Genomic DNA, 13,288 nt, shown 5'->3' with positions numbered 1-13,288 from the left:
GGCCGGTGGGTCAGTTGCCCCACTCGAAGTTGGGCTCGACCGCCTCGGCGATGCGGAACCGGCCGCCCGGCGCGATCTCGCTGCCGCGCTCGGTCACCACGTGCTTGCCGAACCCGCCGACCAGCGGCCGGCCGACGTCGCGCTTGAGCCACAGCCGCAGCAGGTGCCGGCGACGCTCCGGCTCCGGGAAGTCGACGTAACCGGTACGCGAGTGCAGGGCGGCGTAGTTCAGCAGCCACTGCACGTCACCGGGCTGGAAGTCCATGTCCAGGGCCAGGCCGGCGGACTGGGACACCTCGTCGTAGAGGTGCAGCAGCTCGATCTGCGCCTCGGTGAGGCGGGGCACCTCGGGGTAGTCCTGCGCCGAGAAGATCATCGAGCTGCCGGCGTAGGTGCTGAAGATGCCGTCGACGTAGCTGCAGATCGGCGAGGTGTAGGTGCGGGCCGGGGCGTCCGGGTCCTGCCGGTGCCAGTCCCAGTGCCACGGCTCGAACAGCAGCGGCGCGAGGTCCGGCCGGCGGCGCAGGATCTCGTTGTAGATCGTGGTGCCGCTGACCAGGCTGCTCGCCCCGCCGGCCTTGGCCGCCCGCAGGCACATCAGCGCGACCACGTCGGAGCTGTCGGAGTGGAACGGCAGCCGGTCGCGGACCCGCGACGGCAGGGCCGACGGGTCGTCGAGGGTCTTGTTGGAGGTGGCGATGACGTGGTCGAGCACGTCGCCCATCTGGTTCTGCCCCATCGGCACGCCAAGGTGCAGGCCCATCAGGTAGAAGATCGCCCCGGCGAGGGTGTCGCCGTACTCCTCCGTGCGCAGGCCCCGGACCAGGATGAAGCCGCGTCCGGAGTCGAGCTGGCGGGCGCACTCCTCGTTGAGGCCGGCGCAGGCCGGCAGCGGGTAGTCGGCGGCGGTCACCGTACGCAGGTCGGGGTTGTCGGCGACGAACCGGCGGCCGACGGTCTCCAGCTCGGCGCGCTCGGCGTCACTGAGCTGGTAGATCCACTCGGTCGAGGTACGCAGTTCGTCACCGCGCCAGGCGGACGGACCGGAGATGGGGGCGAGATCGATTGCGGTGGTCATGATGATGCGCTCCGAGGTTCGGTTCTGCGGAAAAGGTCGGCGTGCCGGGCGGGCGGTGTCGCCCACCGGGCTGATCAACGACGTGGGCACTCGCCGTGTCCGGGTCGGGAGACGGCGGGCCGATCCATCAGAACGGGGTCTGCGGGTCCCCGGCGGCGGTCCCGGGGCGCATGCCCTCCCGCGGCGGGTGGACCCGCAGCGGCTCCTCGTAACCGCGCACCAGCAATCCAGAGCCTTGCGGAACTCGGATCATGGCGTTCTCCTGCGGCTGGCGATGATCGGTCCAGGCTAACCAACCCCCACCGCAACGTCAACAGAGACACCGTCTCGCAATACGACCTGAGGGTATTCCCGGGGCGGGCGCTCCGTCCGGTCAGCGGACCCCCTCGACGTGAACCCCGGGGTCACCGCGTCCGCTCGGTCACCGGCCCACCATCCTCCCGGTTGCGGCGGCACCTGCCGGACCCGCCACCGGGGTGGCCCGCCGCGCCCCGCCGCCCCGGGCGATCAGCGGCTCGGCCAGCAGGACGACAAGCGCCGCCACGGCCACCAGGCCACCCGCCAACGCCGTGGCGCGCACCCCGAACCCGGACAGCACCACCGCGCCGAGCAGCGACCCGCCGGCGATGCCGACGTTGAAGGCGGCGGAGTTGCCGGCCGCCGCCAGGTCGGCGCTGCCCGGGGCCACCTCCAGCACCCGGTTCTGCACCGCGGGGGTCAGCGCGCCCATGGCGAACCCGGACACGGCCAGCAGCACCCCGGTCGCCACCGGCGACGCGGCCAGCAGGAACATCCCGAGCAGGGCCACCACCAGCAGCAGCACCGGGGTCACCATCGCCACCCGCTGGTGACGGTCGCTCGCGATCCCCCCGGCGGTGATGCCGGCGAAGTCCGCGAGGCCCCGGACCAGCAGCAGCAGCCCGAGGGCGCCCGGGGCGAACCCGGAGACGTCGGTCAGGAACACGGCGGTGTAGGTGAACGCCGTGAACAGGCCCCCCACCGACAGCGCGGTCGCCACCACGACGACCGCGTACCGGCGGGCGTCCGGGGCGGTGCCGGTCGACGCGTGCGTCGCCCCGACCGGCACCGGTGGCATCAGCGTCACGACCGCCACGAACGCGGCCAGCGCCAGGGCGGCCAGGGCCAGGAACGCCACCCGCCAGCCCCACTGCTGGCCGAGCCAGGTGCCCGCCGGCACACCGAGCATCGGCCCGAGCGACGCCCCGGCGAACACCACGGAGGTGACCCGTCCGCGTACCCGGACCGGGAACATGCCGGCGGCGGTCGGCGCGACCACCGCCCAGAACAGCGCCTGGGTGAGCGCGACGACCACCCGGGTCCCGAGCAGCACCTGGTAGTCGCGGGCGGCGGCCGACACCAGCGTGGCGAGCACCAGCACGCCCAGCAGGACACCGAGCAGCCGACGGCGCGGCACCAGCCGGGTGACGTGGGTCAGCGGCACCGAGACGACAGCGACGGTGATCGCGTAGCCGGTGACGAGCAGCCCCACGTGCGACACGGACACGTCCAGGTCGGTGGCGACCAGGGGCAGGATGCCGACCGGCAACGTCTCCACGGCGACGTAGCAGAACGCCGAGACGGACAGCGCGACCAGCGCCGCGACCGCCCGGGGCGCAACGGTCACCGCCGGGGTTCGACGGTCAGTCATCGCCCGGCCCCCGTCCCTGCGCCACCCGCACGGAGGCGGCCACCACGACAGGAGTCAAGAATAGCGATGCATCGAATCCCGGCCCGGCGGGCGCGCGCCGCGGTCAGCCGGGCTGGCGGGCGTTGAGGCGGGCGGCCTGACGGATCAGATGGTCGCGTTCGGCGAGGTGGGCGGCCCGGTGGGCGGCCTCGGCGTACCACCGGGCCGCCGTCGCCAGGTCGCCGGCCCGCTCGTGCAGGTACGCCGTCACCGCCGCGTGGCGGGGCACCGCCGGGTCCACCGCCGCCAGGGCCGCCAGCCCGGCCCGCGCCCCGTCGGCCTCCCCGACGGCCACCGCCCGGTTGAGCCGGACCACCGGGCTGTCGGTCAGCCGCACGAGTTCGTCGTACCACTCGACGATCTGCACCCAGTCGGTCTCGGCGGCGATGGGCGCGTCGGCGTGCAACGCCGCGATGGCGGCCTGGGCCTGGAACTCGCCCAGCCGGTCCCGGGCCAGCGCCGCCTGGAGGATGCCGACCCCCTCGACGATCGCGGCGGTGTCCCACCGGCTGCGGTCCTGCGCCGCGAGGGGCACCAGGCTGCCGTCGGGCGTGGTGCGGGCCGCGCGGCGGGCGTGGTGCAGCAGCATCAGGGCGAGCAGCCCGGCCACCTCGGGGTGGTCGACCAGCGCGGCGAGATGCCGGGTGAGCCGGACCGCCTCGGCCACGAGGTCCACATCGCCGGAGTAGCCCTCGTTGAAGACCAGGTAGAGCACCCGCAGCACGGTGGCGACGTCGCCGGGCCGGTCGAGGCGCACGCCGGCCACCGTGCGCTTGGCCCGGCTGATCCGCTGCGCCATGGTCGCCTCCGGCACCAGGTAGGCCCGGGCGATCTGGCGGGTGGTCAGCCCGCCGACGGCGCGCAGGGTCAACGCGACCGCCGACGACGGGCTCAGCGACGGGTGGGCGCACAGGAAGTACAGCCGGAGCGTGTCGTCCACCCCGGACGCCGGGCCGGACGCCGGTTCCTCGACGACGAGGTCCTCGCGCCGACGACGGGCGGCGTCCGCCCGGCCCGCGTCGAGGAACCGGTGCCAGGCCACGGTGACCAGCCAGCCCTTCGGGTCGCGGGGCGGGTCGGCCGGCCAGACGTCCAGCGCCCGGACCAGCGCGTCCTGCACGGCGTCCTCGGCCGCCGCGAAGTCGGCCCCGCGCCGGACGAGCACCCCGAGCACCTCCGGGATGAGCCGGCGCAGCAGGTCACCGTCCACCGTCAGTCCGTGACGGTCGGCGGGGCGGTCAGGAACGGACGCAGCTCCAGCCACTCGTGGATCGGCCGCCCGCCCGCCCCCGGCGCGGCCGACAGCTCACCGGCCAGCTCGACGGCGCGCTCGTAGCTGTCCACGTCGATCACCATCCAGCCGGCGACGAGGTCCTTGGTCTCGGCGAACGGCCCGTCGGTGACCGGCGGACGCCCCGGCCCGTCGTACCGGACGAACGTCCCCTCGGGGGCGAGGGCCTGACCGTCGACGAACTCGCCGGTGCCCTCCAGCCGGGCCGCGAAGTCGTGCATGTACCGCATGTGGGCGGTGATCTCCTCGGGCGTCCACTGGTCCATCGAGACGTCGTTGACCGCGGGTGGGGCACCCCGGTAGTGCTTGAGCAGCAGGTACTTCGCCATCGGGTCTCTCCTCGGTGCCGGCGCGACCCCCATTCTGGCCGCGTTCACCCCGGGGACGGAGCCGGCCTGCCGTTCTCGACATCGGTGGCGGAACTTTTTCTCCGGCCGGGTGTCGCGGCCCGGCGCGGCTCACCTGTCGACGAGTTGCCGGACCCGCAGGCGGCGGATACCCGAGGCCCGCTCCGGCACCTCGGGTGCCCGGGTGGCGGGCAGCCGGACGGTGAAGACCGCCCCCCGGTGCGGCCGGCCCTCGGCCTCGATCGTGCCCCGGTGGCTCGTCACGACCTCCTGGAGCAGGGCCAGCCCCAGCCCGAACCGGTGCTCCCCGGAGCCCCCGCCCTGGTGGAACCGGTCGAAGATGCGCCGCGCGTCGGCCTGGTCGAACCCGACCCCGGTGTCGGCGACCACGAACTCGACGTAGTCGCCGCCGGACCGCAGCGACACGTCGATCCGGCCGCCGGGCGGTGTGTGGGCGAGCGCGTTCGCCAACAGTTCGCCGGCCACCCGGCGCAGCGCCGATGCGACCCCCGGCACCGGCAGCGACCCGTCGGGCAGGTCGGCGGCGAGGGTGACCTGCCGTTCGGCGGCCCGTTCCGTCTCGGCGGCGACGGCCGCCCCGACGAGCGCGGTCAGGTCGACCGGAGGGTACGGCCGGCGGTCGGCGGGAGCGGCGGCGAGCTGGGCGGAGAGCAGCAGGTCGTCGACGATCTCGCCCAGCCGGCGGGTGCCGCCGATCAGCCGGTCGAGATCCTCCAGGCTGGTGGTGCTGCCCCCGGTCCGCGCCCGCCGCGCCATCAACTGGGCGCGGATGTGCACCTGGGCGATCGGGGTCCGCAGCTCGTGGCTGGCGTCGGCGATGAACCGCCGTTGCCGGGTCAGCGCCTCGGCCAGCGGCGCGACGGCCTGCCGCCCGACCAGCGCGCCGGTCAGCACGGCGACGAACAGCCCGACCGTCGCGGCGAGGCTGAACGCCAGCAGCAGGTGCCGGCGGTCGGACAGTTGGAACCGCGCGTCGAACACCGCCTGGACGACCATCCCGTCGCTGCGCGACTCGGTGCGGACGTGGTAGGTGGTGCCGTTTCGGGTGACGGTGGTGACCTCGGTGATCCCGGTGGCCGCCACCGACCTCAGCGCTCCGGTCAGCGGGAAACCCGCAGGTGGCGGGTTGAGGCCGGTGTCGGTGGTGAGCCCGTTGTAGCGGAACACCCAACTGCACGCGGGCGGGCCGGGGATGGTGGCGTGCTGGGTGCCCCAGGCCAGCTCCCGGTGGATCTGCGCCTCCTGGCTGCGGACCAGGACCGCGTACGAGATGCCGCCGGCCAGCAGCAGCAGGGCGCTGATGGCCAGCCCCACCAGCAGCCCGATCCGCAGCCGGGCCCGGCGTACCATCGACTGCTCCACCAACTCCATCACAGCGCTCCGAGTCGGTAGCCGAGCCCGTGCACGGTACGGATCACCGGCCGGCCGAGTTTGCGGCGCAGGTAGTAGACGTAGGTGTCCACCAGCGACGTCGCGGCGGCCTCGTCGAAGACCCGGCGGCGCAGCTCACCCCGGGAGTGCACGGTGCTCGGCCGGGCCGCCAGCACCCGCAGCAGCTCGAACTCCCGGGCGGACAGCGCCACCCGGGTGCCGTCGGCCAGCACCGCGTCGTGCGAGGTCAGGTCGAGCCGCCCGGCGCCGATGCGCAGCACGGTGGTGGACTCCGCGCCGCGCCGGCACAACGCCCGGACCCGGGCGCTCAACTCGTCCAGGTCGAACGGCTTGCCCAGGTAGTCGTCGGCACCGGCGTCCAGCCCGGCGATCCGGTCGCCGACCCCACCGAGCGCGGTGAGCATCAGCGCCCGGGTCGGCACCGCCCGGGACCGCAGCCGGGCGACCAGGTCGAGACCGTCCAGCGCCGGCAGCATCCGGTCGACGACCAGCACGTCGTAGCTGCGGGTCAGCCCCAGGTGCAGGCCACGCTGGCCGTCGGCGGCCCGGTCGACGAGGAAACCCTCACAGCTCAGTGTCTCGGTGAGTAAGTCGGCCAGTTCCTCGTCGTCCTCGACCAACAGCAACCGGTTAGGTCCTCCCCCGCGCATGCCTCCACAATCGCACAGAGTGAGCCTAAAGAGTGATAGCTATCTTTTTATCATTTCACCGTGGCGAGTGTCCGGGGCCGGACGTCGTCGCCCCGACGGGCCTCCCGGCGCTCGATCCAGCTCAGCAGCGGGGTCGTCATCATCGTGGTGACCAGCGCGACCAGCACCAGCACGGTGAACAACGACCGGTTCACGATGCCCGCCTCCAGGCCGACGTTGAGCGCGATGAGCTGCATCAGGCCCCGGGCGTTCATCAACGCGCCCACCCGCAGCGCCACGCCCTGCGACTCGCCCCGGAGCCGGGCCGCCGCCCAGCAGGCACCGAACTTGCCGACGATCGCCACCGCCACGCAGGCCACCGCGAACAGCAGCACCGGCGGGCTGCCGAGCAACCCGAACTCCGTCCGCAGCCCCGAATAGGTGAAGAACAGCGGCAGGAAGACCGTCGCGGCGACCGGGGTGAGGGTGTCCACCACCCGGTCGGTGTTGTCGGTACGGGGCATCACCACGCCGACCGCGAACGCGCCGAACACCGCGTACAGCCCGATCTCGTCGGTGTACCAGGCCACCAGGAAGAGCAGGGCCACCGTGCCGAGCACCCGGGCGGCGTCGTTGAGGCCGGGACTGGTCATCAGCGCGGTGGTCACCCGCCGCCCGCACAGCCAGAGCACCAGCGCGAACAGCACCGCCCCACCGGCGGTGACGACCGCCGGTCCGGCCCGGCCGGAGGCGAACGCCAGCACCACGGCCAGCATGATCCAGGCGACCATGTCGTCGAGCGCGCCACTGGCCAGCGACAACGTGCCGTGCCGGGTGCCGGCGTGGCCGCGTTCGGTGATGATCCGGGCCAGCATCGGGAACGCGGTGATCGCCAACGCCACCCCGACGAACGCCGCCGAGACCCCGATCGACGTCCCGTCGGCCCGCATCGGCACGGCGTCCGCGGTGACCAGGACCAGCCCCACCCCCAGGACCAGCGGCGCGGTCACCCCGGCCAGCGACACCAGCCCGGCGGTGCCGGCCAGGCCGGTGACCCGGTGGGCGCTGAAGGCGTACCCGGCCTGGAACATGAACAGCACCAGGCCGACCTGGCCCACCACGTACAGCACCGGCAGCAGCGCGGGCGGGAACAGGGCGTCCTTCACCTCCGGCAGGACGAGCCCGAGCAGCGACGGGCCCAACAGCACGCCGGCGAGCATCTCGCTGACCACGGCCGGCTGACCCACCCGGCCGAGCAGCCAGGCCACCGCCTTGCAGAAGATCAGGATCACCGCGACCGCGATGAAGAACCGCGGAGCCAACTGGGTGGGGGTCATCGGACCGCCTCCTCGAAGTAGTTGGTGCACAAGCGTTGCCGTCGCGCGTCGACGACCATCCAGGCGCCGAACACCAGTTGCCGCAGGCTGCGCCCCACGTCGGCCCAGCGGTCCCGCCACCGCATCGCGGCCAGCCGCAGCCGCCCCGGGCCGGCCACCCCGGCCGGGGTCAGGTACGCCGGGCCCCGGCTGGGCAGCGACCGGCTGTGCGCGGCCGAGGACGCCAGGGCGTACCGGCGCAGCACCTCACGGGTCGCGGCGCGCAGCATCACCGGCGCGACCCCGCGCGCCGGGCAGGCCCGGTTCGCGGTGACGCCGTACGGGATGAACCGGGCGTCGCGGCGGCGCAGCGTGCGCCACCGGTCCGGGTCGAACCGTTCGTCGCCGGCCGGTCCGCTGCGCTGGAACGCCAGGTAGTTGAAGAGCAGCACCGACCCGGCGGGCAGGGTCACCCCGGAGGGCAACCCGATCGGCGCGGACGTGATCCGGTGGGCGACGCCGAAGAGCGGGTGCAGCCGCAGCGTCTCGTCGATCACCCGGTCCAACGCGTCGTCGTCGTCCAGACCCCGTTGCAGGTCCGGACGGTTCGCCAGCGCCAGCAGCACGTGCGACATCGCCTCGGACATCTGCACCACCGCCGTGGTGCCGAACGCGCCGTGCAGGTACCAGGCCGTCTCCTCGGTGGTGAACGGCGGCGGCAACGTCACCGGGCAGGTGCCCGCCTCGACCCGCCCACGCAGGTACCGGGTCAACGGGTCACGCCGGTCCAGGTGCCGCAGGCCGGTGCACTTGAGGGCGGCGGCCACGTCGGCGGCGTTGGCGACGAACAGCGCCCGGACCTCCGGCGGGCACACCTCACCGAAGATCAGCTCGTGGTAGACCTCCGCCCACACCGGCATCATCAGGTCCCGCAGCCGCACATGGACCCGCCCGGCCGGCAGCTCGTCGAGCACCCGCCGGGTGGCGGCGGTGGCGAGCGCGTCGGCGCGCTGGGGGCGGATCGCGAGCACCTGGCGGGTCGCCCCGGCCACCGTGCGGTACCGCTCCCCCGGCTCCAGGTGCTCCTGGTGCATGTGCGGGCCGGGTGACAGCCAGTACCAGAACAGGTCGGACAGGCCGGCGCCCCGGCTGCGTCCGTCGGCCGCCGGGTCGGCGTACAGCCGCTCGAAGTCGTCGACGTCGACGAGCGGACCGGGCACCGGGATGCCCTCCCCGCCGTTGACCCGGGCGAAGACCCACTGCCGCAGCCGCACCACCGCCGCGGGCAGCCACCGGGGCAGGGTCCAGCCGACCCCGGCCACGACCAGCGCGCCCCACAGCACCGGCGCGCTCACGCCGGGGCTCCCGTGGTGACCAGGTCGGCGCTGAGGTCACCCGGGCGCGCGACGCCCACCAGCGCCAACGCCCGGTCGAGGTCGGCGCGCAGCAGGTCGAGCACGTGCCGGACCCCGGCCGCGCCGCCCACCGCCAGCCCCCACAGCACCGGGCGGCCGACCAGCACGGCCGTCGCGCCGAGCGCCAACGCGACCAGCACGTCGACCCCGCGCCGCAGGCCGCCGTCGACCAGCACCGGCAGCCGACCGCCGACGGCCGCCACGACGGCCGGCAACGCGTCCAGGGTGGCCGTCACCCCGTCGAGTTGCCGGCCGCCGTGGTTGGAGACCACCACCCCGTCCACCCCGTGCTCGACGGCCAGCCGGGCGTCCTCGGGGTGCAGCACCCCCTTGAGCACGATGGGCACCGTGGTGAGCCGGCGCAGCTCGGCGACCAGCTCCCAGCCCACCCGGGCGTTCATCTCGACGTCCCGGACCCGGCCGTCCGCGTCACGCATGTTCTCGCAGACCAGGCCGGGTGGCAGGTCCACGAAACCGTGCCGCAGGTCGCGCTCGCGCCGACCGAACACGGGCGAGTCGACCGTGACGACCAGGGCCCGGCAGCCGGCGGCCACCGCCCGCCGGACCACGGTGGTGGTGAACTCCAGGTCGGTGTGCGGGTAGAGCTGGAACCACAGCGGCCCGCCGGCCGCCGCGATCTGCTCGACCGGCCGGGTGGCCGCCATGCTCACCACCATGACCGTCCCGGCGTCGGCGGCGGCACGGGCGGTGGCCACCTCGCCGTCGGGGTGGGCCAGCCGGTGGAACGCGGTCGGCGCGACCAGCACCGGCATCGAGACCTCGCTGCCGAGCAGGGCGATCCGCAGGTCCCGCTCGCCGGTGCCGCGCAGCACCCGGGGAAGCAGCCAGCGCCGGGCGAAGGCCGCCTCGTTGGCCCGCAGGGTCCGTTCGTCGCCGGCCCCGCCCGCGAAGAAGTCCCAGTGCACCGGGTCGAGACGGCGGCGGGCGGCGGCGGCCACGTCGGCCAGGTTCAGCGCCACCTCGTCGAGGGCCGGCACGTCAGTCCCCGGCCCGGCGCAGGCACCGGTCGACGAAGTCGGCCAACGGCGTCACGTGCACCTGCGGCCGGTCCCACCGGTTCTCCAGGTTCTCCGCCAGGTGGTGGGTCGCGACGACCTGCCCCGCCCGGTGGTGGCGCACCACCGGATGCAGGTAGGCCGCGTCGTGGGCCTGACCGACGACGTCCTGGGCGACCCGTTTCACCGTCACGTCGAACGGGTCCACCTGGTCGTGCTCCGGGCCGTACTCCAGGGTGACCACGAACGCGTCGGAGTAGTCGTGGTCGGCGGTGCGCAGGCCGGTCTCGGTGAAGTAGTCCACCGGCACCTCCTCGTGGTAACGCGCGTCGGCGTCGGCGACGGTCACCACGTCGGCGAGGACGTCGAACTGCTGCCACAGCGCGGAGGTGCGGTTGACCCGGGCGATGACCGCGTCGGCGATCGACGCCCCGGTGGCGTCCAGCTTCTCCGCCGGCCACGGCGTGTCCCCGTACCGGCGTTCGAGGATCCGGTGCAGGGCCCGTACGGCGTAGCGGAAACCGTGGATGAACCCGTTGGTCGAGCGCTTGAAGTCCCGCTGCTGGGTGATGGTGCCGGCGAAGAACAGGTCGGGCACGTTCACCGACTCCCACTGCGCGGTCTGGGCCGGGAAGCGGTCCCGGATCGCCAGCTCCGGCCGGCACGACCCGTCGAAGATCGACGCGTCGAAGGCGAACCCGGTGCAGACGAGCACCCGGTCGTAGCGCAGTTCCTTGGTCACCTCGTCGGCGCGGGAGAACGCGAACGTCACCGTGTACCCGTCGGCGTCGCGGGTGATCCGCCGGACCGTGCCGTCCAGGATCGCGTTGGCCGACTTCAGCTGGTAGGTGTCGAGGAAGTTGTTGTTCACCGCCCGCAGGTGCCCGACGTAGTGGGTACGCCAGGCCATCCGCACCGAGCTGGGCCCGGCCAGGTGGATCAGGGTGGTGGTCTCCATCAGGTTGTCCGCCGTCTCGAACGCGGAGTTGCCCTTGCCGATGATCAGCACCTTCTGGTCGAGGTAGTCGCGCGGGTCGACGGGCATGTCCGCGTACTGCTCGGCCAGCTCCAGCCCCGGGATGTCCGGCAGGTACGGTCGGGACACGCCGGTGGCGACGACCACCCGGCGGGCCCGGAAGGTCTCCCCGGCGTGCACCTCGAACACCCCGTCCACCTTGGACACCGAGGTCACCCGCGCGCCGTAGCGCACCTTCACCCCGGTCTTCGCGGCGAAGTCGGCCAGGTAGCGGACCATCACGTCGGCGTCCGGGAAGTACCGCTCGGTGTACCTGGTGAACCGCAGCGCCGGGTCGTCGCCGAGCAGCGAGTTCCAGTCCAGCCGCAGGTTGAACTCCGGGTCGTCGGAGCCGGTGTGCGGCTTGTTGATGGAGATCAGTTGCCGGTGCCGGGGGTAGGTGGCGAAGAACGCGCCCGGGATGTCCGCGCCCTCCAGCACCAGGTAGTCGCGCCGGCCGTCGGCCTCGAGCAGGGCGGCCAGTTGCAGGCCGGCGGGGCCGGCTCCGATGATCAGACAGTCAAGCGTCACGACGGCCATCCAGGGTGAGAGGGGTCAACGGAAGTTCCAGTGCGTCCATCACGTCGGCGGCCCGCCGGACGTCGCCGTCGAGCGGCCGGTCCGGATCGACCGGGGGGATCGCCGCGACCAGCGCCGCCAGCGCCGCGCCGCAGCCCGGCGCGGTGGGCGTCCGGGCCCCCACGTACGCGGCCTGCCGCAGCCCCAGCGCCAGCGAGCCGACGATCAGCCGCAGCAGCCCGGCCTGGTCGAAGACCCGCAGGGCGGCCTGGGTGCCGAGCGGGATGACGTCCTGGTTGTGCAGGTTGGTCGGCAGGCTCTGCATGCTCGCCGGCATGGCGTCCCGGCGGATCTCGGCGATCAGCGCGGTGGAGGCCAACTGCACCCCCTGGAGCCCGTGCTGCTGTCCCGGGCCGGCGGCCAGCATCGGCGGCAGGCCACCGTTGCGGTGCGGGTCGACGAGCAGGTCGAGTTGCCGCTCGACGAGGTTGCCGACCTGCGCCACCACCATCGACAGCAGGTCGGCGGCGAACGCGGCCGGCTGGCCGAAGAAGTTGCCGCCGTGCACCACGAGGTCGTCGTCGGGGAAGAACAGCGGGTTGTCGCTGACGCTGCCCAGGTCGGCGGTGACCACCCCGTCGACGTGGCGCAGCGCGTCCTCGGCCGCGCCGAGCAACTGCGGCGCGCACCGGATGCTGTACGGCTCCTGCAACGGGCGCTTGCCCGACGCGACCAGCCCCGCGCCGACCTGCCGCATCCGCGCGCCCACGTCGATCGCCCCCGGATGCCCGTACGCGCGCAGCAGCCGGGCGTCGAGGAACTGCGGGTCGCAGCCGAGCAGGTCGGCCAGCAGGCAGGTGAGCACCTGCGCCGCCCGGTGCGCGGCACGCACGGCGGACAACGCCAGCGCCGTCGCCGCGGTGGTCAGCGAGGTGCCGTTGACCAGGGCCAGGGCGTCCCGGCCGTCCAGCGGCAACGGGGTCAGGCCGGCCTTCTCCAGCGCCTGCGCCGCCGGCAGGCGTACCCCGTCGAGGTAGGCGTGGCCGCGACCGCGCAGCGCCTGGGCCACCGCGCCCAACGGGATCAGGTCGCCGCTCGCGCCCACCGAACCCCACCGCGGCACCGCCGGCACGAAGGTGGTGCCGAGCATCGCCGCCAACGCGTCGACGACGTGCGGGGACACCCCCGACGCGCCCCGGGCCAGCGACCAGGCCCGGACCAGCACGGTCGCCCGGACGATCCCGGGGGCGAGATCCGGGCCCTGGCCCGCGCCGAGGTGGGCGAGGGTGTTGTCGGCCTGGTCGCGCAGGTCGGCGCGGCCGGCGTACCCGACGAGAGCGCCGAAGCCGGTGGTGCTGCCGTACACCGCGCGGTCCTCGCCGAGCACCTCGGACAGGAAGGTGCGGGTGCGGGTGACCCGGTCGCGGACCTGCGGCCCGACCACGACCCGGACCGGGTCACGCGCGGCGCTCAGGTCGGCGATCCGCAGCGGCGCCGCGAGATCAACCTCTGTCGTCATGCGACGGGACCCTAGAGAGCGA

Annotated in this window: 11 protein-coding genes; all 11 read right to left on the bottom strand. The window is 73.9% G+C overall.

Features of this window, described 5'->3' with window-relative positions:
• Positions 1-10: 10 nt before the first annotated feature.
• Positions 11-1,078 carry a TauD/TfdA family dioxygenase gene (locus FJK98_RS14250; protein WP_145919447.1) on the bottom strand — a complete coding sequence of 356 codons (1,068 nt, stop codon included), beginning with the start codon at positions 1,076-1,078 and terminating at the stop codon, positions 11-13.
• A gap of 421 nt (positions 1,079-1,499) precedes the next feature.
• Positions 1,500-2,747: an MFS transporter gene (locus tag FJK98_RS14245; RefSeq protein ID WP_145919446.1), complete on the bottom strand. Its 1,248-nt coding sequence runs from the start codon at positions 2,745-2,747 to the stop codon at positions 1,500-1,502.
• 103 nt (positions 2,748-2,850) lie between these two features.
• Positions 2,851-3,996: an RNA polymerase sigma factor gene (locus FJK98_RS14240; protein ID WP_145919445.1), complete on the bottom strand. Its 1,146-nt coding sequence runs from the start codon at positions 3,994-3,996 to the stop codon at positions 2,851-2,853.
• A gap of 2 nt (positions 3,997-3,998) precedes the next feature.
• Complete coding sequence (locus FJK98_RS14235) at positions 3,999-4,406, bottom strand: YciI family protein (RefSeq protein WP_145919444.1); 408 nt, start codon at positions 4,404-4,406, stop codon at positions 3,999-4,001.
• 129 nt (positions 4,407-4,535) lie between these two features.
• Positions 4,536-5,816 (bottom strand): HAMP domain-containing sensor histidine kinase, encoded by a 1,281-nt coding sequence (locus FJK98_RS14230; RefSeq protein ID WP_145919443.1) that lies wholly within the window; start codon positions 5,814-5,816, stop codon positions 4,536-4,538.
• Positions 5,816-6,463: a response regulator transcription factor gene (locus FJK98_RS14225; protein ID WP_168222466.1), complete on the bottom strand. Its 648-nt coding sequence runs from the start codon at positions 6,461-6,463 to the stop codon at positions 5,816-5,818. Before FJK98_RS14225 ends, FJK98_RS14230 begins: the two co-directional genes overlap by 1 nt.
• Positions 6,464-6,537: 74 nt before the next feature.
• Complete coding sequence (locus FJK98_RS14220; protein WP_145919441.1) at positions 6,538-7,803, bottom strand: cation:proton antiporter; 1,266 nt, start codon at positions 7,801-7,803, stop codon at positions 6,538-6,540.
• Positions 7,800-9,137 carry a cytochrome P450 gene (locus tag FJK98_RS14215; RefSeq protein WP_145919440.1) on the bottom strand — a complete coding sequence of 446 codons (1,338 nt, stop codon included), beginning with the start codon at positions 9,135-9,137 and terminating at the stop codon, positions 7,800-7,802. The genes FJK98_RS14220 and FJK98_RS14215 overlap by 4 nt, the downstream gene beginning before the upstream one ends.
• Positions 9,134-10,195: an alpha-hydroxy acid oxidase gene (locus tag FJK98_RS14210; protein ID WP_205789450.1), complete on the bottom strand. Its 1,062-nt coding sequence runs from the start codon at positions 10,193-10,195 to the stop codon at positions 9,134-9,136. Before FJK98_RS14210 ends, FJK98_RS14215 begins: the two co-directional genes overlap by 4 nt.
• Before the next feature lies 1 nt (position 10,196).
• Positions 10,197-11,759 carry an NAD(P)-binding domain-containing protein gene (locus FJK98_RS14205; RefSeq protein ID WP_145919439.1) on the bottom strand — a complete coding sequence of 521 codons (1,563 nt, stop codon included), beginning with the start codon at positions 11,757-11,759 and terminating at the stop codon, positions 10,197-10,199.
• A complete protein-coding gene (locus FJK98_RS14200) occupies positions 11,749-13,266 on the bottom strand; it encodes an aromatic amino acid ammonia-lyase (protein WP_145919438.1) in 1,518 nt (505 codons plus the stop codon). Before FJK98_RS14200 ends, FJK98_RS14205 begins: the two co-directional genes overlap by 11 nt.
• Between the last annotated feature and the right edge of the window lie 22 nt (positions 13,267-13,288).

The organism is Micromonospora sp. HM134 (genome assembly GCF_007833915.1).
Classification (GTDB): domain Bacteria; phylum Actinomycetota; class Actinomycetes; order Mycobacteriales; family Micromonosporaceae; genus Micromonospora; species Micromonospora wenchangensis.
This window is presented reverse-complemented; position numbering and strand designations above follow the sequence as displayed.

What these genes read in the sequence shown, in the direction of transcription:
- FJK98_RS14250 (WP_145919447.1), bottom strand. Translation starts at nt 1,078, where the DNA reads ATGACCACCGCAATCGATCTCGCCCCCATCTCCGGTCCGTCCGCCTGG.
- FJK98_RS14245 (WP_145919446.1), bottom strand. Translation starts at nt 2,747, where the DNA reads ATGACTGACCGTCGAACCCCGGCGGTGACCGTTGCGCCCCGGGCGGTC.
- FJK98_RS14235 (WP_145919444.1), bottom strand. Translation starts at nt 4,406, where the DNA reads ATGGCGAAGTACCTGCTGCTCAAGCACTACCGGGGTGCCCCACCCGCG.
- FJK98_RS14230 (WP_145919443.1), bottom strand. Translation starts at nt 5,816, where the DNA reads ATGGAGTTGGTGGAGCAGTCGATGGTACGCCGGGCCCGGCTGCGGATC.
- FJK98_RS14220 (WP_145919441.1), bottom strand. Translation starts at nt 7,803, where the DNA reads ATGACCCCCACCCAGTTGGCTCCGCGGTTCTTCATCGCGGTCGCGGTG.
- FJK98_RS14200 (WP_145919438.1), bottom strand. Translation starts at nt 13,266, where the DNA reads ATGACGACAGAGGTTGATCTCGCGGCGCCGCTGCGGATCGCCGACCTG.